General features: G+C 60.5%; 16 protein-coding genes. 2 read left to right on the top strand and 14 right to left on the bottom strand.

Annotated features, from left to right (window positions below; translation table 11 throughout):
• Positions 1–73: 73 nt before the first annotated feature.
• The 12 genes from AACY30_RS15455 to AACY30_RS15400 all read right to left on the bottom strand — a co-directional run bounded on the left by AACY30_RS15455 (position 74) and on the right by AACY30_RS15400 (position 15,727).
• Positions 74–346: a DUF2934 domain-containing protein gene (locus AACY30_RS15455; RefSeq protein WP_339540624.1), complete on the bottom strand. Its 273-nt coding sequence runs from the start codon at positions 344–346 to the stop codon at positions 74–76.
• A 24-nt stretch (positions 347–370) separates the two neighbouring features.
• Complete coding sequence (locus AACY30_RS15450; protein WP_339540623.1) at positions 371–3,121, bottom strand: malto-oligosyltrehalose synthase; 2,751 nt, start codon at positions 3,119–3,121, stop codon at positions 371–373.
• On the bottom strand, positions 3,118–5,202 hold the full coding sequence (gene malQ / locus AACY30_RS15445; protein WP_339540622.1) for a 4-alpha-glucanotransferase: 2,085 nt from the start codon (positions 5,200–5,202) through the stop codon (positions 3,118–3,120). The genes AACY30_RS15450 and malQ overlap by 4 nt, the downstream gene beginning before the upstream one ends.
• Positions 5,199–6,950 carry a malto-oligosyltrehalose trehalohydrolase gene (gene treZ, locus AACY30_RS15440; RefSeq protein WP_339472034.1) on the bottom strand — a complete coding sequence of 584 codons (1,752 nt, stop codon included), beginning with the start codon at positions 6,948–6,950 and terminating at the stop codon, positions 5,199–5,201. The genes malQ and treZ overlap by 4 nt, the downstream gene beginning before the upstream one ends.
• 20 nt (positions 6,951–6,970) lie before the next feature.
• Positions 6,971–8,524: a glycogen synthase GlgA gene (glgA, locus tag AACY30_RS15435; RefSeq protein WP_339472033.1), complete on the bottom strand. Its 1,554-nt coding sequence runs from the start codon at positions 8,522–8,524 to the stop codon at positions 6,971–6,973.
• A 511-nt stretch (positions 8,525–9,035) separates the two neighbouring features.
• Positions 9,036–9,989 (bottom strand): D-2-hydroxyacid dehydrogenase family protein, encoded by a 954-nt coding sequence (locus AACY30_RS15430; RefSeq protein ID WP_339472032.1) that lies wholly within the window; start codon positions 9,987–9,989, stop codon positions 9,036–9,038.
• A gap of 26 nt (positions 9,990–10,015) precedes the next feature.
• Positions 10,016–11,017, bottom strand: a complete 1,002-nt coding sequence (locus AACY30_RS15425; protein WP_339472031.1) for an alpha/beta fold hydrolase — start codon at positions 11,015–11,017, stop codon at positions 10,016–10,018.
• Between the two features lie 45 nt (positions 11,018–11,062).
• Positions 11,063–11,506, bottom strand: a complete 444-nt coding sequence (locus tag AACY30_RS15420; protein WP_339472030.1) for a YqaA family protein — start codon at positions 11,504–11,506, stop codon at positions 11,063–11,065.
• On the bottom strand, positions 11,503–11,949 hold the full coding sequence (locus AACY30_RS15415; RefSeq protein ID WP_339472029.1) for a DUF411 domain-containing protein: 447 nt from the start codon (positions 11,947–11,949) through the stop codon (positions 11,503–11,505). Before AACY30_RS15415 ends, AACY30_RS15420 begins: the two co-directional genes overlap by 4 nt.
• 112 nt (positions 11,950–12,061) lie before the next feature.
• Complete coding sequence (locus AACY30_RS15410) at positions 12,062–12,520, bottom strand: SRPBCC family protein (RefSeq protein WP_339540621.1); 459 nt, start codon at positions 12,518–12,520, stop codon at positions 12,062–12,064.
• Between the two features lie 82 nt (positions 12,521–12,602).
• Entirely contained in the window at positions 12,603–14,597 is a 1,995-nt protein-coding gene (locus AACY30_RS15405; RefSeq protein ID WP_339416067.1) for a methyl-accepting chemotaxis protein, read from the bottom strand.
• Positions 14,598–14,731: 134 nt separating this feature from the next.
• A complete protein-coding gene (locus AACY30_RS15400) occupies positions 14,732–15,727 on the bottom strand; it encodes an aldo/keto reductase (RefSeq protein ID WP_339472028.1) in 996 nt (331 codons plus the stop codon).
• A gap of 118 nt (positions 15,728–15,845) precedes the next feature.
• Between AACY30_RS15400 and AACY30_RS15395 the strand changes: the two genes are divergently transcribed.
• Positions 15,846–16,757: a LysR family transcriptional regulator gene (locus tag AACY30_RS15395; RefSeq protein ID WP_339472027.1), complete on the top strand. Its 912-nt coding sequence runs from the start codon at positions 15,846–15,848 to the stop codon at positions 16,755–16,757.
• 76 nt (positions 16,758–16,833) lie between these two features.
• On the opposite strand, the gene AACY30_RS15390 is transcribed toward AACY30_RS15395, so the two are convergent.
• Positions 16,834–19,872, bottom strand: coding sequence for a membrane-targeted effector domain-containing toxin (locus tag AACY30_RS15390; RefSeq protein WP_339540620.1), 3,039 nt, complete (start codon positions 19,870–19,872; stop codon positions 16,834–16,836).
• 410 nt (positions 19,873–20,282) lie between these two features.
• Here AACY30_RS15390 and AACY30_RS15385 point away from each other — a divergent pair, with 410 nt between their 5' ends.
• Positions 20,283–20,471, top strand: coding sequence for a hypothetical protein (locus AACY30_RS15385; RefSeq protein WP_049713137.1), 189 nt, complete (start codon positions 20,283–20,285; stop codon positions 20,469–20,471).
• Between the two features lie 15 nt (positions 20,472–20,486).
• Here the strand turns inward: AACY30_RS15385 and AACY30_RS15380 are convergent, their stop codons facing one another.
• The gene (locus tag AACY30_RS15380; protein WP_339472025.1) at positions 20,487–20,867 is read right to left on the bottom strand and encodes a fe2+ zn2+ uptake regulation protein; all 381 of its coding nucleotides are present in this window, start codon (positions 20,865–20,867) and stop codon (positions 20,487–20,489) included.
• Between the last annotated feature and the right edge of the window lie 30 nt (positions 20,868–20,897).

The following is a 20,897-nucleotide window of genomic DNA, read 5'->3' as shown; positions in this document are numbered from 1 at the left end:
CTGACGAGATTTCAGCTGACAATTTGGAATAAGAAATCACCGCTTGCCGACGGCGTCGGCAAGCGGTGTGAGGTCAAGACTTGGGCTTCTTCGGCGCCGGCGGCTTTTTAGCGGCCGCTGGTGCTGGCTTGCTGGCCGCAGGTGCCGAAGGCTTGGCCTTTGGCGACGGTTTAGGCGCGCTTGCCTTGGGTTTGGCCCCCGCCTTTGGCTTGCTTGGCGTCAAGGCCTCGGCTTCCGCCAGCTTGCGCGCCATTTCCCAGTGCCGCGCATCTTCACCGTGGGGTTTGCCTTCGGACTCCCAGATCTGATGCGCCAGCTCGCGTATGCGTTTGTCTTCAGTACTCATCACAATGCTCCTCGCAGAAAATTTTCAGCTTTCTTGATCATCAGGATTGATAAAGACATTGACCGGGAAATCCCCCAGGGCAGTGCTAACCAACAGCTCCTTGTCTGGTGTGACTGCGCCTGTATGAAAAAGTCCCTTCCAGTTTTGGGTTGTCGCGGCGAACGGTAATTTCACCCGCGTATCGCCCCAAACCTGCGCATTGATCTGGGGATGCACACCGTTTTCAAGCAAGCGATGCGGCCAGCGTGGCACCACCACCAGCAGGCGTTTGCCCTGGTGTTCACGACAGAACGCGACCACCCGTTCAGCGTGCTTGCCCACCACGTCCAGCGGTGTGTAGGTGGCGCTGCGGAACAGCTCGGGATGGGCCTTGCGCACGGCCAGCACCTGAGCAATCAGCGCCTGTTTGATACGCCCGTCGCGCCAGTTGAACAGCAGTTCGCCAATGTCCGGTGGTGTATCCAATGCGTGTTGCCGTGCATTGAAATCCACTGGGCGGCGGTTGTCCGGGTCTACCAGGCTGAAGTCCCAGAACTCATCGCCCTGGTACAGGTCCGGCACACCCGGCACAGTGATGCGAAGCAAGGATTGCGCCAGGCCATTCAAGGCGCCGGCCGGGGCAATCGCCTGGGCGGCGTTACCGATAGCGGTGCGCAATGGGTGGCCTTCATCGCTGAGCAACAGCCGCGACAGGAATGCCTCGACGCCTTGTTCATAGGCCTCGTTGGGCGCGCTCCAGCTGCTCTGCAACTTAGCTTCACGCAGGGCTTTTTGTTGCCACTGCCACAGGCGCTGCTGGTAACCCTCGAAGTTGGAGGCAATGTCCAGCGGCCAACTGCCCAGCAATGCCTGATAGAGGATCAATTCATCGCCGGCTGACGGCGTGTTTGCATCGGTACGCAACGGGGCGGCGAGGCTGCGCCAGTGCTCTACTTGCTCGACGTACCACGGCGCGCATTCGCTGAGCACCGCCAGGCGCGCGCGCGTGTCTTCGCCGCGCTTGTGGTCGTGGGTGGCGGTGGCCAGCAGGTTGTCGGGGAAGCGCTGCAAGCGTTGCCCGTTTACCGCATGAAAGTCGGCCAACGGCGCGCTGAACTGCTCGGTGCTGAAGCCCACGTCATTGCGCGATAGCAATACCGCCGAACGATAGAACGCAGTGTCTTCCACCGCCTTGGCGGCCGCGGGCGAGGTCAGTTGCTGGAAGCGCACGCAGGCATGTTTGAGGATCTTGCGTTCACGGCCTACCGGGCGATTGCGCCACGGCTGGCCACCCAGCCATTTCTCCAGGTGCTCGAGTACCGGCCAGTCGCCTTCGCCCAAGGTCGTGCGAGCGCCCTCCATGGCTTGCTGGAATACCTTGTCGTCGGCGGCGCTGCGCCCACGGGCACTGATGTAGGTGCGGTACACCGGGAAGTGCACGATCAGTTCCTGCAAGGCGCGGCGGATCGCGCCCAGGGTCAGGTCGCGGGTCATCACGTCGTCGCGCGCCACTTGCAGCAGCGCGCGGGCCACGCTTTCAAAGTCGCCGCCGAGTGAACCATTGAGGATTTGCTGGCGTGCCAGTCGGGCTTCCTCGATGAAGGCCGACGGCCGTTCGCTGTGGCGAGTCCACAAGTCGGCCAGCGGCTCAAAGCCGTCCGGGTGATGTTGCAGCAGCGAGAGCTGGTTCATGAATTCGTAGCCTGTGGTGCCGTCCACTTGCCAGTCTTCACGAAGGGTTTCGCCTTCTCCGAGGATTTTTTCCACAAAGATCGGCAGATGCCGCTCTGGCGACAGCGAATCGACGCGGCGGCGCAGCTTGCGGCAGTAACCACGCGGGTCGGCCAGGCCGTCGATATGGTCGATGCGCAGGCCATCTACTAGGCCTTCGCTGATCAGGTCAAAGATTTTACCGTGGGTGGCTTCGAACACCGCCGTGCGTTCTACGCGCAGGCCGCCGAGTTCGTTGACATCGAAGAAGCGCCGCCAGTTGATATCGTCCGCTGCGGTGCGCCAACTGGCCAGGCGGTAGGCCTGTTGTTCGAGCAACTGATGCAGACGGTTGAAGCCCTCGGGTTGGCGTCCGTCGAACTCGGCCAGCCGTTGTTCAATGGCTGGCAACACCTCGGTGGCACGCTCGGCCAAGGCCTGCTTCAGCCACTGAGCCTCATGGTAGGCGTCGTCCTGATAGGCGAGGGCGGTGAAGCGCTCCGCCAGGGGCTTGAGCAGTTCACCGGTGCCCAGGATCGCTGCGTATTCCTTTGGGCAGATCGGGAAGCGGTGTTCGTAATGCTCGACGTAGAACGCGCCGTGGGGGGCGTCGAACCGCAAGGTCAGCGCGCCGGTCTGCAGGGCTTCGCCATAATCGCTGCCTAGGAATGGCATCAGCAGTTGGCCCTTGAGCAACGGGTCGGGCGAATGCCACTGAATATCGAAGAACTCGCTGTAGGGGCTCAGGCGACCCCACTCCAGCAGGTCCAACCACCAAGGGTTATCCGCGCCGCCCACCGCCATGTGGTTGGAGACGATATCGAGGATAAGCCCCATATTGTGCTCACGCAGCGCCGCGACCAGGCGGCGCAAGGCCGCTTCGCCGCCCAGTTCCGGGTTGACGCTGGTGGGGTCGACGACGTCGTAGCCATGCATGGACCCGGCGCGGGCGCTTAGCAGTGGTGAGGCATACAGATGACTGATGCCCAATTGGGCAAAATACGGCACCAAGGGCACCGCATCATCGAGGGTAAAGTCTTTATGGAATTGCAGGCGCTGGGTGGCGCGCAGGGGCAGTGCTTTCATCGGTCACGCTCATAGGCTTGGTTGCGCGCGACGGCCAACAGTTCGAGGCGGCGGGCGGCCCCGGCATTGTCGAGCAGGCTGGAGGCCTCACCCGGCAGGCGGCGGCGCCAGTTGGGGTGGGTGTCGGTGGTGCCGGGCAGGTTGGGCTGTTCTTCGACGCCCAGGGCGTCCTCCAACGGCAGCAGGACCAGCGGCGCGCGGGTGTGGCCGAGGTAGCGCACGCTGGCGTCGATCATATGGTCGGTTTCATTGCGAATTTCGTCGACGAAATTCTGCGGGTCCTGGCTCAAGGCCTTGCGCAGAGCCTGGCGTTCGCGCAGGCGGTGCTCGCTCCATTGCTCCACAGTCGGCGCATCGATAAGGCCGAGCTGGATGTTCCAGTCGATATCACTGCTGTGCCACCAGCCGTTGAGCGTAGGCAAGTCGTGGGTGCTGGTGGTGGCCAGCGCGTTGTCGGGCCAGTCGAGGATCGGCCTGAACTGGCCTTCGTGGTTTTGCTCGAACAGCAACACGCGCATGCCCAGGATCGAGCGGGCGATGAGTTTTTCGCGCAGGCCATCCGGCACCGTGCCGAGGTCTTCACCGAGCACAATCGCCTGGTGGCGCTGGGATTCCAACGCCAGCAAGCGCAACAGGTCGTCCACCGGGTAATACAGGTAGGCGCCGTCCGTGGGCGAGGCGTCCATGGGGATTACCCACAGGCGTTGCAGGCCCATCACATGGTCAATACGCAAACCGCCAGCATGGGCGAAGTTGGCACGCAGCATTTCGATGAAGGCGCGAAAACCATGGCGCTTGAGGCCTTCAGGTGAGAACGCGGATATGCCCCAGCCCTGGCCGGCACGGTTGAGGATGTCGGGCGGCGCGCCGACGGTCAGGTTGGCGAGCAACTCATCCTGGCGGCTCCAGGCCTGACTGCCGCCGCCGTCGGCGCCCACGGCCAGGTCGGCGATCAAACCGACGCCCATGCCGCTGCCTCGGGCGGCCTGCTGCGCGCGCTCAAGGCAACGGGCGATCAGCCATTGGCTGAAAGCGAAGTAGCCGATTTCATCGCTGTTTTCTTCGGCGAACTGAGCCAGAGCCGGGCTCTGGGGCGTGCGCCAATCCTGCGGCCAGTGGCGCCAGTCGAGCGCTTCACCCTTCGCGGCACGAGCAGCTTGCACGGCTTCGAAGCGGCAGTGGTTTTCCAGCGCCTCGCCACCGGCCTGGCGGAAGCTCAGGAAATCGGCGTGTTGTGGGTGGTGGCCGTGGCGGAAGTCTTCATACAGTGCACGCAATAGTCGCTGCTTGGTCTTGGCGGCCGATGGCCAGTCGATCAGGGTGTGCTGCTCCAGATCGTGCAATTCATCCGTCAGGCCGATGGCCTCGATGGCGTTGCGCACTTCGCGTTCACCCAGGATGCAGCCAGGCGAAGCGTACAAACCGTTGAGGAACAAACGACTCGATGGCGAGTAGGGGCTGTAGCGACCGGTGTCGGCGCTGAACATCGCGTGCATCGGACTGATCGCCAGGGCGTCGGCGCCGCGTTCGGCGGCCGAGCGGGCCAGTTGCTCCAGCGCCAGGGTGTCGCCAAAGCCGCCATCACCCAGGCGCCGCAAGGAATACAATTGCGCGCTCACGCCCCAGGCGCGGGCGGGTTGTGTGTCGACGGCTTCGGCCACGCTGTAGCAATGGGTGGGTGCGACGGCCAGGGTGAACGTTTGGCCGGCGATCTGCACGTGGTGGTAGCCGAGTGCAATGATGCCCGGCAGCACTGCGTCGGCATCAAGCCGCAGTTCCAGGGTTTCGCCTTCTTCAAGGCTGACCCGGCACAGGGTGTCTGGTTCAAAGTAGCGCGCCAGGTCCAGCCCTTCGCCGCTGTCGATGGTCAGCAACGGTGGCAGGTGTTTGTTTTGTTGCACCTGTTCCAGTTCGTACAGGCTGGCGTCGATCTCGGCATCGCTATCGGCGGGGTGGCCCAGGCCTTTGAGAACGGCGCGCAGGGCGTCGGCTTTCACACGTTGCGGGCGACCGTTTGCGTCGATCCAATCGACGGCCAGGCCCGCTCGGCTGGCGAGGATTTCCAGGTTCGCTTCGCTCAAGGGTGCTCTCCAGCAGGGGATAAGGTGACGCGTGCGCTATACGGCGGCAAGTGAGTGCCCGCCTCGGCATGCGTTTCAAAAAGGACGGGGGCTGTCGCCGGATGATCCAGGGCCGTGGCGCTCAGGTTGAGGTCAATCTGCAGCACGCTGCCGTTACCCAAGCGCCAACGGGCAGTGACGGCGCCCTCGGCCAACACCTCGGCGCCCAGTGTCACGCTGCCCGGCAAGTGCGGCACGATGTGACGGTGGCGCAGGCCCAGCAGTTGGCGGTAGAGCTGGGCGTGGGGGGTGTCGGTAAACAACGGTGCCGATTGTTGAAAGGTGGAAGCGTTGTTGGGGTCGGGAATGCGTTCACGTCGTTCCGGATCCTTGAACGCCGCGAAGTCAGCGAACTCATTGCGCCGACCTTCACGTACCGCTTCGGCCAACTCGCCGTGGTGGTCGGTGAAGAACAGGAATGGCGCGCTGGCATTCACCTCGTCACCCATGAACATCAGCGGAATCATCGGCGACAGCAACAGCAGGGCGGTCGCGGCCTCCAACGCCTGGGGCGAGCAGAGTTGGTGCAGGCGTTCGCCCAGAGCGCGGTTGCCGATCTGGTCGTGGTTCTGCAAGAACGCCACAAATGCGCCCGGTGGCAGATGCCCGCTGGGTTCACCGCGCGCATGGCCATGCCGAGTGGTGTGGCCCTGATAGATAAAACCTTCGCTCAGGCAACGGGCCAATTTGGCCGTAGGTTCGTGGGCAAAGTCGCTGTAATAAGCGTCCGTCTCGCCCGTCAGCAGGACGTGCATGACGTTGTGGAAGTCATCGTTCCATTGCGCGTCGAAGTCGTGCTCGTACTCCAGGAGGCCGGCCTGGTTCAGCTCGTTTTCCAGGGTCAGCCAGACGTGCCGACCCGTGTCCACTTCCTCGCGAACCCGGTGCGCCAACTCCTTGAGAAACTCCGGATTGTCGATGGCATGCACCGCGTCCAGGCGCAGCCCATCGAAGCGGTATTCAAGCAGCCACATCAAGGCGTTATCCAGGAAGAAGTCGCGCACTTCACGGCGATCGAAGTCGATACCCGCCCCCCATGGGGTGTGCACGTCTTCCTGGAAGAAACCCTTGGCGTACTGCCCCAGGTAGTTGCCGTCGGGCCCGAAGTGGTTGTAGACCACGTCAAGGATTACCGCCAGGCCATGCTCGTGGGCGCTGTCGATCAGGTGCTTGAGCTGTTCGGGGGTGCCGTAGGAAGCTTGGGGCGCGTAGGGCAGGACCCCGTCGTAGCCCCAATTGCGTTCGCCGGGAAATTGCGCCAAAGGCATCAATTCAATCGCGGTGACACCCAGCTCAGCCAGGCGTGGCAGGTGTTTCTCGACTTCTGCGTAACCGCCCAGTGCACCGACATGCAGTTCGTAGATCACTGCTTCGTGCCACGGGCGGCCTTGCCAATCGCTGTGTCGCCACTGATAGGCGAGCGGGTCGACTACCAGGCTCCAACCATGTACGTCCTCGGCTTGAGCCCTGGACGCCGGGTCGGGTACATCCATTTCTCCATCGATGTTGTAGCGGTAGCGCGTGCCCGCGGGGCACTTGATTTCTGTTTCGAACCAGCCATCTGCCTGAGGCAGCATGGCGACGGACTTGCCATCTTCCAATTCAACGCTGACATAAAACGCGTCTGGCGCCCACAAGGCAAAACGCGTGTGTTGCGCGTCCAGCATGATTGCGCCGTGGGGCCAGGTTTCCAGAGTCCGTAACGGCATCTATAGAGACCTTCCTTCGATTATTTAGCGGATTTCCCCAGTGCCTTAGCCACCAGTTGTTCGTAGAGCTCGGCGTAGGGTTCCACCGCCTGGCTCCAGTTGAATGGCTGCGTCATTGCCCGGCTGCGCATGGCATTGAGCAGGCCTGGGAAGGCAAACACCTTGAACGCTCGGTTCAAGGCTTCTTTGTAGCTGTCGACGGTGGATTCATTGAACAGGAACCCGGTCACGCCATTTTCGATGGTGTCGGCCAAGCCACCGGTGTTACGGGCGACGGGCAGCGAACCGAAGCGCTGGGCATACATTTGGCTGAGACCGCAGGGCTCGTAGCGCGACGGCATCAACAAGAAATCGCTGCCGGCGAACATGCGTCGGGCATCCGTCTCGTTGAAACCGATGCGCACGCCGATTTGGCCAGGGAAGCGCAGCGCCAGTTCACGCATGGCATTCTCTTCTTCCGGCTCGCCGCGACCGATGATCGCGATCTGCCCACCTTGCTCGACGATAAAGCTGGCAACGGCCTCGGTGAGGTCGAGGCCTTTCTGGAACACCAGGCGCGACACGACGGCGAACAGCGGGCCGGTCGATTCATTCAAACCGAACAGGTTGCGCACTTGGGCGGCGTTGATTGCCTTGCCTTCCCAGTCGCCGATATTGAAGTTGTGCGTCAGGTGCGGATCAGTGGAGGTTTCCCAGCTGTCTTCGATCCCGTTGGGAATGCCGCTGAGCAGACCTTGCTGGGTCTTGCTGGCCAAAAAGCCATCAAGCCCGCAGCCGAATTCCGGGGTGGTGATTTCCCGGGCGTAGGTCGCGCTCACAGTGGTGATATGGCTGGAATACGCCATGCCGGCCTTGAGGAACGACATCTTCCCGTAGAACTCCATGCCTTCCTGTTGCAAGGCGTGGGGGGGAATACCCAACTCTGGCGTGGAGGCCAGGCTGATCACGCCCTGGTAGGCCAGGTTGTGGATGGTGAACAGCGTCGGGGTGCGTGACCCACGCCAGTGCATATAGGCCGGGGCAAGGCCAGCGGGCCAGTCGTGGGCGTGCACCAGGTCCGGGCACCAGTGAATCTGCGCCAGGTTGGCGGCCATGTCAGCGGCGGCCAGGCCCAGGCGGGCGAAGCGAATATGGTTGTCCGGCCAGTCACGGCCGTTGTTGGCGCCGTAGGGCGTGCCTTCCCGTTCGTAAAGCTCGGGGCAGATCAATACATAGATGACCAGACCGTCCTTGAGGTCCATGCGCCCGATCTTGCACGGCGGCAACGCGGCGTGGCCACCCAGCTCACCAATGATGTGGATCGGGTTATCGCTTTCCATCACCTGCGGGTAACCGGGGATCAGCACCCGGACATCGTGCAGATGGGCCATGGCGCGGGGCAGCGCCGCAGACACATCGCCCAGCCCGCCGGTTTTGACAAGGTCGGCAAATTCGGACGTGACGAACAGCACCTTTTTACGATTTGGATTGTGGCTTGGGACGGGCCGCGCCGTGTTGAGGTCGACTAAAGAGGTCGACCCGCCAACTGGCTTACTAACACGCTCTCCCTGAATACTTGCAGCGGCACTGTTCATAGTTATCTCCACGTGTTGGCCGGCTAGTGGCCCGCTGCCACTAGCTCCGATGACCGCATCCTGCGGCCAAGCGCATAAGTGCATGACAAAACTGGCAAGTCGTATGCCAGTTGCACGGTTAGCTTAAAAAGATTGGATAGACGGCATCTGGTATGAACCGCTTTTGCACGCCTTACCCTCAACCTGACCTACGGCAGAGTTGGAAAGTTTCGATTATTTTCGCGGGGTTTTTGTTTTGAAACGGACCCATCGGCCATCAGTCTAGGACAGATCCTAGAGCCTGTAGGGTTTATACGAGAATTTTGTAGGACAAAATACTTGTAACGATATGCTTTGCGCGAAGGGAGGGGGTTGTAGTGAGCGGGCTTTTCCCGCGCCGGAGTGCGCAGCGCTCCTAATCTAGTTTGCGCGGTGCTGCAGTGAAACCCCAGTGTGACGGTTTTGGGGCCGCTTCGCGCCCCAGCGCGGGGCAAGCCCGCTCACTGCAAGAGGGTTGCCCTTGAATGGTGCGTTAGCCCAGCACGCGAATGGGCAGGCCGTTTGTCCAAGCGTGGATATCTTCGATCATCTGAGAATAGAACTGCCGGTAATTCTGCTGGCTTACATACCCCACGTGTGGCGTGGCCAGCACATTTGCCAAGCGGCGGAACGGGTGCTCCACCGGCAACGGTTCCTCGGCGTATACATCCAGCGCCGCCCCCGCCAGGCGCCCGGTTTCCAGTGCATGCACCAGCGCCTGCTCATCCACAATCGGCCCACGTGCGGTATTGACCAAGTGGGCAGTGGGCTTCATCCAACCCAGGGCCTCGGCATCCACTAAACCACGACTGCGGTCGCTGAGTACCAGGTGCACGGTGAGGACGTCGGCCTGTTCAAACAGCTCTCTCTTGCTGACCCACGTAACGCCTGACTGTGCGGCACGCTCAGGCGTAAGGTTTTCGCTCCAGGCAATCACGCGCATGCCGAACACCTGGGCGAATTGCGCGACCTTCTGGCCAATGCTACCGAGCCCGAGAATGCTCAGGGTCTTGCCATACAGGTCGCCGCCGAGGCCAACCTGCCAGTGGCCAGCACGCAACGAGTTGGCTTCGGCCACCACGTTACGGGTGGAGGCCATGATCAACGCCCAGGTCAGTTCCGGCGCCGCGTGTTTATAGCTGTCGGTGCCGCATACCGTGATGCCCAGGGCCTTGGCAGCACGAATGTCGATCGCCGCGTTGCGCATGCCGCCGGTCACCAGCAATTTGAGCGCAGGCAGGCCTTGCAGCAGGGCTTTGTCGAAGGTCGAGCGTTCGCGCATCACGCAAATCACCGCAAAGCCCTTCAAACGCTCGATCATGGTGGCAGTATCTGCCGGGTAATCGTGCAGAAAGTGCACATTGCCCACGGCCTGCAGGACCGACCAATCCACCACGCCACTGGCCACATTCTGCCAATCATCAATGACTGCGATCTGTACCGACATTCACGAGCACCTCGAAAAAGGTTGGATTAGAGCGCGTTCAGCCCCTGCAACAGGGCTTTGTGAAACTGGGCCGGTTCCTCCATCTGCGGTGCATGCCCCAAGCCTGGGAATTCCACCAGCGTTGCATGGGGAATCAACTTGGCGACTTGCTTGCCCAGCACGGCATAGTTGCCGAGCTGGGCCTTGACCGCTGGCGGTGCGACGTCTTTGCCAAGGGCGGTGTTGTCGGACGTGCCGATCAGCAGCAGCGTGGGCATTTGCAGGTTTTTGAACTCGTAGTACACCGGCTGGGTGAAGATCATGTCGTAAATCAACGCCGAATTCCACGCGACCAGCGTATGCCCCGGGCCGTTGCTCAGGCCGGCGTACATGTCCACCCAGCGCTCGTATTCCGGCTTCCAGCGCCCGACGTAATAGGTGGTGAGTTGGTAGTTGCGAATGCCTTCGGCGCTGACTTTCAGCTCGCGCTCATACCATTGGTCGACGGTGAGGGAAGGCACGCCCAAGGCCTTCCAATCTTCCAGGCCAATCGGATTGACCAGCCCAAGCTGTTCGGTCTGCGCGGGGTACATCAGTGCATAGCGCGTGGCAAGCATGCCGCCGGTGGAGTGACCGATGAGGGTGGCTTTTTGAATGCCGAGCTTTTCCAGCAACTGGTGGGTGTTGGTTGCCAGTTGCTGGAAGCTGTATTGATAGTGATCGGGCTTGCTGGCGCTACAGAAGCCGATCTGGTCCGGCGCGATGACCCGGTAACCGGCGTCGCTCAGGGCTTTGATCGAGCCTTCCCATGTGGCGCCGCAGAAATTCTTGCCGTGCATCAGCACCACGCTGCGGCCGTTGGCCTGCCCTTTGGCGGGCACGTCCATATAGCCCATTTGCAAGGCCTTGCCCTGGGATTCAAATTCGAAATGCTGAAGTGGGTAGGGGTATTCGAAGCCTTGCAGCTCGGGGCCGTAGGTCGCGGCGAACGCCGGGGCGGTACTGGCCGCGAGCAGGCCGGCGATGCAAAAAGCACGGGTCAGAGGCATTGGCGGGGCTCCGAAAAAGGGTGCTCGGATGCTGTTGCGAGGGGATTAAGTGGGGATTAACACCCACTGTAAGGTGATTGCCGCGAGCACGCCATAACGCACGCTTTTGGCCAGGGTCACCAGCAGCAGGAATCGCCACAGAGGCTCACGCATCACCCCGGCGACCAACGTCAGCGGGTCGCCAATGATCGGCACCCAACTGAGCAAAAGGGTCCAATGCCCCCATCGCGCGTAATGTTGACGGGCTTTGTCCAACTGCCTGTTGCTGACCGCAAACCAGCGCCGTTCCTTAAAGTGCTCAACCCAGCGTCCGAGCCACCAGTTAACCACCGACCCCAGCACGTTGCCCAGCGTGGCAGCCCCCAGCAACAGCCCTAGGCTGTAATGCCCGCTGAGCAGCAGGCCGACCATCACGGCTTCCGATTGCAGTGGCAGTAAGGTCGCGGCGCCAAACGCCGCGAAGAATAATCCCAGGTAGCCCGCGATCATTGCGCCGGGTATTCAGCCACCACGACATCTTTACCCTCACGGGTCAGCCCGATGACTTGATAGGCCTCGCTGCGGCCTTTCACTTCCATGCCCGGTGAGCCCATGGGCATGCCCGGTGCAGCAATGCCCAGCAGGTCGTTGCGTTTGCGCAGGGCCAGCACTTGATCGGCGGGCACATGGCCTTCAACGAATTTGCCGTCGATCACGGCGGTATGGCACGAGCCCAGGCGCGGTGCCACGCCCAGGCGTTGTTTGACGGCGCTCATGTCGGCTTCCACGTGGTCGTTGACCTTGAAACCGTTACTTTCCAGATGGCTGATCCACTTTTTGCAACAGCCGCAGTTGGCGTCACGGTGCACGTCGATGGGAATCAGGTCGGCGGCCTGGGCGAGGGTGGTGGTGAACAGGGCAGACAGCAGGGCCAAGCGTAATGTGCTTTTCATAGGGGAGACTCGCGTGCAGGCGTTAGCCGTTGGGATGGCGGCGATCATGACGGCGTCGTTACAAGCAGGCCAGCGTCCACAGCTCCGCAGGCAGGGCAGGAATGTTTCAAAATTATACGAAGGGGGGATTTTCCATCCGATGCTTGAGCTGGCCGAGGGCAATCGCCGAGAGTTCGATCATGCGTTCACGCAACGTGGTCAGCTGCAATTCGGTTTCATACGTCAATACACGCTTGAACAGCGTGCCGCCTTGATGGGGCAGCAGGAAATAGTGGATGGAGCCATCAACCGCCAGGGAGGTGAACACCGTCTTGAATTCGCCGGGGCGCCGGGCGACCTGTACGCGGTAACTCATCGGCACACGCACACCCAGCAAGTCGATGAACTCGGTGAAACGTGCGCCGGCGGGCAGTGAGCCGGTGGTGCCAGTGTCGGCGCTGAGGGAGGTGGGGTGCCATTCGTGCCAGCGATCCGGTTGGGTCACATAGTCGTAAACGGCTTCGATGGGAGCCTGGATAAAGCGTTCCTGACTGATCCGCTCCAAGCGGAACGACTGCTCGGCTGCGCGCATGGCACACCTCCTGTGTGGCGTCTTCGAACTGTCAGAATAGTCCCACTCCCGCGCTTTGGCACGGGAGTGTTTCAGCCATTTATCACCGCACTTTGAAGCGACTCATCAAGGCAATCACCCGGCCATTCGCATCCAGCAGGCTCTGGGTATTGGTTTCAGTGGCGTGGCCGCTCTCTACCAGCTCTTCGACCATTTGTCGGATCTGCACCATGCTGCGGTTGATCTCCTCGGTCACTGCGCTTTGCTGCTCGGCGGCCGTGGCGATCTGGGTGCTGAGGTTGTTGATATGGCTGACGGAACCTGCCATTTCGTCCAGGCCGGTGTTCACCCGCGCCGTGGCATCCGCCGCCGACTGACAGCTGGCCTGGGTGTTTTCCATGGCGGCTACCGAGGAACTGACGCCCGCGGTCAGGCGGGTGAGCATTTCGTTGATCTGCGAGGTGCTGGCCTGAGTGCGTGCGGCGAGGGCGCGGACTTCATCGGCGACCACCGCAAAACCACGGCCTTGTTCCCCGGCCCGCGCCGCTTCAATCGCGGCGTTGAGGGCGAGCAGGTTGGTCTGGCCGGCAATTGCACCGATCACGCCGAGGGTTTCGGTGATGCGTGCGGCGTCCTGGCGCATGTTTTCCACGCTGTGGGTGGCGCTGGAGACTTCGCCTATCAAGGCGCTGACGCTGTTGGAGGCCTCACCCACAACCACACGGGAACGGTCAGCGTGCTCATTGGCGCGCTGGGTGAACGCAGCGGTTTCGGCGGCGTTTTGCGCGACGGTGTCGGCGGTGGAGCTCATTTCGGTGATGGCGGTTACCGTCTGGTCGGTTTCCGAGGCGTGCCGCACCAGAATCTGGTTGGTGTGCGCCGAGGTCCGCTGCAGTTGCTCAAGGCTCGACGACATGGCGCCGGTGGCTTGTGTGACTTCGCCGATCATGTTCTGCAAGTAGACAATAAAGTGGTTCACCGAGTGACCAATGGCACCCAGTTCGTCTTCTGCGCGGATGGTGATGCGTCGCGTCAGGTCGGCATCGCCGGCGGACAGTGCGTCGATATTGGTTTTCAGCGACTTCATGCGCTGCACCAGTTGGCGGATCGCATACACCGCGAGCAGCACCAGCAGCAATACCATGGGAATTTGCAGCAGGGCCAGGGTGCCGAGTACGTCATCGCGCTGGGCGGTAATCAGCGAGGTGGGCAGGGCGGTGGCAAGGAACCACGGCGTGCCGGCGATCGGGCGCATATAAAAGGTGCTGGCCACGCCCTGGTTGTCGAACTCGCTGCGTTGCAGCGCCTGGTCGCGCTGGGCCAGGGCCTTGCTGACCTGGGCGGCAAACGCCGAGGAGCCGCTGAGTTCGCTGATGTTTTTCAACACCACGGGGCTGCTGATGCGCGTGCTGTTGCTGATGATCTTGCCGTCGCCTTCGACGATCAGCATTTGCCCGCCGATGTCTTTTTCTTTGCTGGCCACCAGGTCGTTGAAGAAACCCAGGGTCACGTCGATGGTGGCGACACCATACGGCACGCCGTCGCGCTGGATCGCCATGGCGCAGTTGGTACGCGGCTCCTGGCTGGCGTCATCCTTGTAGGCGGCGGCCCAGGCGCATTGGCCGCGCGGCGAGGCCAGGCCACCTTTGTACCAGCTCTGGTCGTAGTAGTTAGGTGCGGGGTCGCTGTTCCAGAACGTATTCACCGCCAGCTTGCCGGAGGCATCACGGTGCCAGAACGTGCTGTGCTTGTTGCGTCCAGGCGTGCGTTGATTGGGTAACGGCCAGATCCCGCCGCCGAAGACTTTCAGCTCGCCGTACTGGTCGACCAGGCCTGGGAGGACTTTGTCGATGGCATCGCTGTCGAGCAAAGGGATGGTCTGAGTGATGGTGCGTTGCTGGGACTGAACCTTGTTCAGCTCGCCCTGGATTTGCTCGGCGACCTCAGCGATGCGGTTGAGCACCACCTGTTCTTCGGTATGACGCAGCGTAGGCGCGACCAACTGGCCGATTCCCACCACGGTCAATACAAATAAGACCAGGACGAACAGCACCAGGAACAGGGTATAGCGGGCTTGGATGGAGCGCAGTGTGGGCATGAGGTCGTCCTTACGAAGCGTTTATTGTCGACGCGGCTTTATTAGAGCTTCGTAGGGCTATCGGCTTGGATAGCAGGAGCTTTAGGTACCCTCGTGCAAGAAAAAAAGAGCGCCTTTTGAGGGCGCTCCTTTGATCAGATATCCAGCATGGCCATTACCGCCGCGGGGTAGCGCAAGCCGGCGGGAGCGTCGGCGGGGAAGATCGCCTCCAGTGCTGCCAGTTCTGCCTGGCTGAGGTTGATTGAAACGGCCGCCGCATTTTCTTCCAGGTACTTGCGCTGCTTGGTGCCGGGAATCGGAATGATGTAATCGCCCTGCGCCAATACCCAGGCCAGCGCAAGTTGCCCGGCGCTGACACCTTTATCGGCTGCCAGCGCCTGCACTTGCTGCACCAGTTGCAGGTTTTTGACGAAGTTTCCGCCTTGGAAGCGCGGGTTGAAGCGACGGTAATCATCGGCGCCGAAGTCATCCGGGCTTTTCAGTGCGCCCGTGAGGAAGCCACGGCCGAGCGGGCTATAGGGTACAAATGCGATACCCAGGCGCTGGCAGGTGGCGAGGCAACCGTTGTATTCCTGGTCGCGGCTCCACAACGAGTACTCGCTTTGCAGGGCGCTGATCGGATGCACGTTGTGAGCGCGTTCCAGGGTGGCGGCGCAGGCTTCGCTCAGGCCCAAGTAACGCACCTTGCCTTGTTGCACGAGCTCGGCCATCGCGCCGATGGTTTCTTCGATGGCGACCTCCGGGTCGATACGGTGCTGGTAGTACAGGTCCAGGGTTTCTACACCCAGGCGCTGCAGGGTGCCGTTGATGGCTTCGCGGATGTACTCGGGGCGGCCATTGACGCCGCGCAACGCGGGGTTGGCCGGGTCGCGAAGGATGCCGAACTTGCTGGCCAGGAACACCTGCTCGCGTTTGCCAGCGATGGCTTTGCCGATCAGTTGTTCATTGGTGTGCGGGCCGTACATGTCAGCAGTGTCCAGGAAATTGATGCCCAGCTCCAACGCGCGATGCAGGGTGGCGGTGGCTTCCCGAGTGTCGTTGCCAGGCGTGTAGAAATCGCTCATGCCCATACAGCCGAGGCCGATGGCGGAGACGAGTGGGCCGTTTGTACCGAGTGGACGGGTGTGCATGGGGTCAGCTCCTTAATGGGGAAGGACTCCATTGTCACGCTCGACAAAAACTGGATAAACCGGCTAAAAGTGCTATCACTGTTCGTATTATCTAAATAATCCAATGGAGAACCTGCACTTGGACCGTTTTAACGCGATGCGCGTGTTCACACGGATCGTCGAACTGCGCGGCTTTGCCAAGGCGGCCGACAGCCTGCAATTGCCACGCGCTTCGGTGACCATCCTGATCAAGCAATTGGAAGCACACCTGGGCGTGCAACTGTTGCAACGCACCACGCGTCAAGTCAGCCCTACATTGGATGGCGCCGCGTATTACCAGCGCTGCGTACAACTGCTGACAGACCTGGAAGAAACCGAAGCGGTGTTTTCCACCCAGCGCCAGAACCCGCGCGGCACCCTGAGCGTGGATATGCCGTCGGGCATTGGCCGCTTGATCGTGATCCCCGCATTGCCGTCATTCGCTGCGCGCTACCCGCAGATCGAACTGGAGATCGGCCTTAACGACCGCCCGGTGGACCTGATTCGCGAGGGCGTGGATTGCGTGCTGCGCGGCGGCCTGGCCCTGGACGAATCGCTGGTGGCGAGGCCTTTGGCGATGATGGATCAACTCACCCTGGCGAGTCCGGAGTACCTGGCGCGCAGAGGGGTTCCCACTTCATTCGAAGACCTGGTCGATCACCAGATGGTCGAGTACGTCTCCAGCGCCAGCGGCAAACGGTTCGGCCTGGAGTTTGAGGTGGGCGGCGAATTACAGACGGTCAACCTGCTCAAAGGGTTGGCGGTGAACAGTTCCGACGGCTACTTTGCCGCATGCGAAGCCGGGTTCGGCCTGATACAGGCGCCGAATTATCACGCAATGCGCCAATTGGCCGAAGGCACGCTGGTGGAGGTGCTACCAAGGTTGGCGGTGCCGAAGATGGCCCTGACGGCTCTGTATCCACCGCATCGCCAGCTGTCCCAGCGCGTGCGCGTCTTCGTGGATTGGTTGGTTGAACTATGCGCTCAACCTGGCACCGGGTTGCAACGCTAGGCGTGCGCCTTGCGATAAGCGCCGGGTGGGGTATTAAATCCTCGCCGCCCCGACGTGAGTCCGCGCAGGGTGAGCACTAAACAACTTTCCTGAATATTTGAAAATCACCCGCCATGTCACCCTTTTGCAGTGATTGATTGGGATTAGGGATGCGGTAGGTACTTTTCGAGGCGATGGTCTGCGAGCCTTCATAAATGCCGATGCCGATGCCATTGGTGAGTTCCGCGATGCCCGGCACACCTTCACACGTCATCATGTGTGAACGGCCGACCAACACCACAGATTTTCCGCCGTTGGCATGTTGCTCGATAGTTCGTGTAGCAAAATAGTTGAATTCTTCCAGGCGCTGTTTGGATAACGCCGTATCAGGCCGGATGTTGTGGTAGGTACCCGACACGTCCTTACGTTTCGTCAGCCAGTAGTGTTCGAGCGGGATGACCTTGATGCCATTGAGCTCGGCTTTTTTCAACAAGTCGGCCAAGGTCGGAAACTTGCCCGGTGTCCGTGCATCATGGGCGACAGTGCCCAGGCCGGCGTCGCGCCAGCCACCGTTGCTTTTGGGCAGCAGTCCTTCGCAAAAAAAAGATCTGACCCCCTTTGCCTGAAATGTGTCCATCGCATCGTAGAGCGTTTGAAAGCTCGACATGCCTTGATGGGACTCACCAAATACCAGCGTATTATTTTGGTCCAGCGCTTTCTCGATAAGGTCATTCGGGGCAGTCGAACCGTTAAGGACCGGCAGCGGTGGGCGCGTTGCAGGGACGGTGGCCGGGATATAGAACGTACTCATGTCATTAAGAAATTTTTGCCGGGTCGCCCCCAGTCGCGATGGGGTGAAATGGGCATGCACCTCTTTGGCTTGGGTATTTTTCAGGTATTCACCCGGCATTAAATGGTCGGTTTTCTGCGGCAGGGTGGGCGCAATCGTTGGCGGGAAAGGAGGGTACGAATTCAGAGCTACCGGGTTATAGCGATGGTTGCCTACGACGGACGAGGTTCGGCTGGCCGGCATCAACGTATTGGACTGCGCCCAGCTTGCAGGGGTGAAGTAGTCGAGTGGCGGACCATAGGGTTTCTGAGTCACGGGGTCGTAGTGATACCAACGATCTTCGTGGAAAACGGCGATGGTTTCGACACGTGCGTCGCCGACCAGCAGTTCACCGCTGGCGGCGATGCCATGTTTCTTACTGGCGGCCAACAAGTCAGCTCCATCGGCGGCTCGGAACAGGGAACGATAGCGCTCCACGGCGAAGTTGGCTCCTTTGCCAATGACGTTTGCGGTACCTCTGATCACATCCGTTACGCCACTCACTGGATTAAGTTCACTTATCGCCGTGGCCCCCAGTATCCTGGCCACCTTGAGGGCTTTTTGCACCCCAGAAACTGCGGCGGAGCTCGCCTTCACGACCTTCGCACCGGCACCGAGCCCGGCGGTAACGAAGCCGAAGATATCGATGGCCAGGTCCGTCAGGCCTGCGCCGTAGTTGCCGTCCTGGAAGTTATTGATAGCCGAGCGCAGGGGGATGAGGTCGAGCAGGAATTGTTTCAATCCTTCCTGTTGTCCGCGTTCTTTATCAAAGGAGGTCAGTCCCCTGGACTGCGCGTCAAGGCCGAGTGCTTCGACGTAGGCGTCGGCGATGTGGCGAGTGCGCTCACTGGAAAAACTCTGGGGCGATCGATAGCTGTCACCCACCCGTGCCTCACGCAGATGCGCGGTGTTGTTGTCCTTAGGTGTAAAGCGCTCAACCTTGTGGATCATGTTGTAGAAACGCCGACTACTTGGGATCTTTCCCTCCAGCAAGGGTCGTTCCCGGATCAGGCCATGCTCCGGGTCAAGCTCGTAGACAAAGTCTTTTTTATTGTGTTGGATTTTTACCAGCAGGCTGTTTTTTCGACGTTCAAGGGTGTCTGAAAGCAGACCCGGCGCGTAGGTGTTTTCCTTGAAGAACTCGAGCTTCCCATTAGCAAAACGTGTGCGGTCTTCAAGTGGCAGTCGAGCCACTAATTGCTTGACCAGCGTGGCGTGAAGGTCTTTTTGCCTGTTCAATGCAGGCTCGAATTCAACGGCGATGTCGGCAGCTGCGGTTTTGCTCCACGTGTTGAATGCGTCAATGGGAATACGCCTGTCGCGGGTCTCCCAGAGATCGGAGGGACCCAGGGTATTCCCTTCCATGACGATGTCGAGCATCGAGCGCGAACCTGGGTTGAACGCTCGATCCTTGATCGACAAGCCCCTGATTTCAAACACACGCTCATCAATATCCGGAAATGCTTGCTTGAGTACGGCCAGGGCCATCGCTTTGCGGCTCGGTAGCTTGATGTCCAGTTGCCCCGAGGCCGCTTTCATTTGGTCCAGTTGCTCATTGAATGCAGTTCGCACCAGATCAAGTTCATCCTTGCCGTAATGCTCGTCGTTTCTGATGCGCAGATAACCGTTGCATACACCCCAGTCGATCAACGCTGCTCGCTGCGCCGCTTCGGAGGCGGGCGGCGCCAGGTTCTCCGCGTTTTCCACGAGCTGAGCGTACGTCATCTCTTTTGCCGAGCCCGGCACGTGGGCTTCTTGCCTGGCGACCAGAATGCTCAGCGTGGCCCAGGCGTGGCTGCCATAGACCACATGGTCAGGGATGTCCTTTAGCAAAAACTGCGGTGCCACCCGAGCCAGCAATAGCCGGGCCGCCAAGTCACCGGCTTCGCTACGCCGCTCACCCTCCATGTGGCGGCTCAAACCGTTGATCACTGCTGAGGCCGGTTTACCCCAATGATCGTTTTGGGCAAGGTTGTAGCCAGCAACGGTGCTCCTGCCCGGAGCCGTCATTGACTCGGGATCCAGACCTATCTGGATAGCCGCCAGTACATAATCCTCTCGACGGGTGGCATTTGGAAAACCCGCCAATGCTGACTCTATTGCCTTGCCCAGCGCTCGTGCGCGCGGGGTATCGAGCAGCAGTTCCAACGCCTTGGCAGGATCGCGCAGTTCCAGTGGGGACAGGCGCCGCCCTTGGAGCAGGTAGCCCAACGCACCGTGGCGCCGCATGATCAGCGGTAATCCTTCCAACTGCGCGGTGTTACGGTCGACGAGGTTTTCGATTATTCGCTGTTGTTCCGCGCTCAATGGCACGGGCCAGCCCAGGGCTCCACTGAAAAAGCCCGGTCTAGGCGCAGGGGAAGATGGCACAGCCTTTATCGGTTGCGTTGCAGTGACAGTGTCTGGCTGCATTGGCGATGCATAGGGGGGAGGCGAAATTGAGTGGAGCCTGGCGGCACTGCTGTTGGCGGTCATAACGAATACCTGTGAATTCAGAGGTTCTGCGCGTTCTTTCAGACTTTCTGTCGAAAAGGCACAATTCTGATTGGCAGTGCTCGCCGTTGCCGTTCCCTTTCACAGTGTAATCGGGTGTTAATGGAGTACCGCCGGTCAATGGCTAAATCCAGCCGGACAAGCCAAAGTTTTTCATCACCTGTAACATGAGCGCCTGTCGGCCCGTTCACAGCGGCTATATTTTTCAGGTTCAGGAACCCGTCATGACACAAAAGCAACGTTTGAAATATTCGATTCTGATTGCCCTGGCCGTACTGGCGACGATGTTCGGCCTGTCCTACCTGCAGAACACTGGGGTTATCAGTGAGAAAACGTTCCAGACCATCGCCATTGCCGTCGCAGTGGTCGTCGTGGTGATCAACGGTGTCATGCGCCGCAAGGTCAAGCTCTAAGCGCTAGGTCGCGCCTCAGGTGCGACCTTCGATCACCTTGGCAGCCTCTTCGTGGAGGCTGTAGCTTTTATCTGCATTGAGGGTGATCACGCCTTCGCTGCACAGACGCTTGAGCACCTCGCGCACGCTGAGAAATGACAGCGGAATGCCCAGCTCCAGCAAATGGCTGTGCACGCCGCGCACGCCGAGGCTGCGTCGGTTGTCGGCGGCGGTGAGCAGGGCGTCAATGACCTTCAGCCGGATCAGGCTGGTGCGCAAGCCAAAACACTTGAGCAGGTGGCGAATACGCTGGTTGCCTTGCTGTTCCGGCGTTTTGCCGAACACGTGTGTACCGCTGCCAAAATGGGTCTCTGCAGCCGGTGAATGTCCATCCGTGGGCACTTGCGGGTTGTACATGCTAAAACTCCCTATCAGAGCCTGATCAGG

The organism is Pseudomonas sp. RA_5y_Pfl1_P24 (assembly GCF_963970945.1).
Classification (GTDB): Bacteria; Pseudomonadota; Gammaproteobacteria; order Pseudomonadales; family Pseudomonadaceae; genus Aquipseudomonas; species Aquipseudomonas tritici.
The sequence above is the reverse complement of the archived record's forward strand: the minus strand, read 5'-3'. Positions and strand labels throughout refer to the sequence as shown.

Excerpts from the sequence above, each read along its gene's own strand:
- AACY30_RS15455 (WP_339540624.1), bottom strand. The coding sequence starts at position 346 with ATGAGTACTGAAGACAAACGCATACGCGAGCTGGCGCATCAGATCTGG.
- glgA (WP_339472033.1), bottom strand. The coding sequence starts at position 8,524 with ATGAACAGTGCCGCTGCAAGTATTCAGGGAGAGCGTGTTAGTAAGCCA.
- AACY30_RS15405 (WP_339416067.1), bottom strand. The coding sequence starts at position 14,597 with ATGCCCACACTGCGCTCCATCCAAGCCCGCTATACCCTGTTCCTGGTG.
- AACY30_RS15400 (WP_339472028.1), bottom strand. The coding sequence starts at position 15,727 with ATGCACACCCGTCCACTCGGTACAAACGGCCCACTCGTCTCCGCCATC.
- AACY30_RS15425 (WP_339472031.1), bottom strand. The coding sequence starts at position 11,017 with ATGCCTCTGACCCGTGCTTTTTGCATCGCCGGCCTGCTCGCGGCCAGT.
- AACY30_RS15385 (WP_049713137.1), top strand. The coding sequence starts at position 20,283 with ATGACACAAAAGCAACGTTTGAAATATTCGATTCTGATTGCCCTGGCC.
- AACY30_RS15410 (WP_339540621.1), bottom strand. The coding sequence starts at position 12,520 with ATGCGCGCAGCCGAGCAGTCGTTCCGCTTGGAGCGGATCAGTCAGGAA.
- AACY30_RS15430 (WP_339472032.1), bottom strand. The coding sequence starts at position 9,989 with ATGTCGGTACAGATCGCAGTCATTGATGATTGGCAGAATGTGGCCAGT.
- AACY30_RS15415 (WP_339472029.1), bottom strand. The coding sequence starts at position 11,949 with ATGAAAAGCACATTACGCTTGGCCCTGCTGTCTGCCCTGTTCACCACC.
- AACY30_RS15380 (WP_339472025.1), bottom strand. The coding sequence starts at position 20,867 with ATGTACAACCCGCAAGTGCCCACGGATGGACATTCACCGGCTGCAGAG.
- treZ (WP_339472034.1), bottom strand. The coding sequence starts at position 6,950 with ATGCCGTTACGGACTCTGGAAACCTGGCCCCACGGCGCAATCATGCTG.
- AACY30_RS15420 (WP_339472030.1), bottom strand. The coding sequence starts at position 11,506 with ATGATCGCGGGCTACCTGGGATTATTCTTCGCGGCGTTTGGCGCCGCG.
- AACY30_RS15450 (WP_339540623.1), bottom strand. The coding sequence starts at position 3,121 with ATGAAAGCACTGCCCCTGCGCGCCACCCAGCGCCTGCAATTCCATAAA.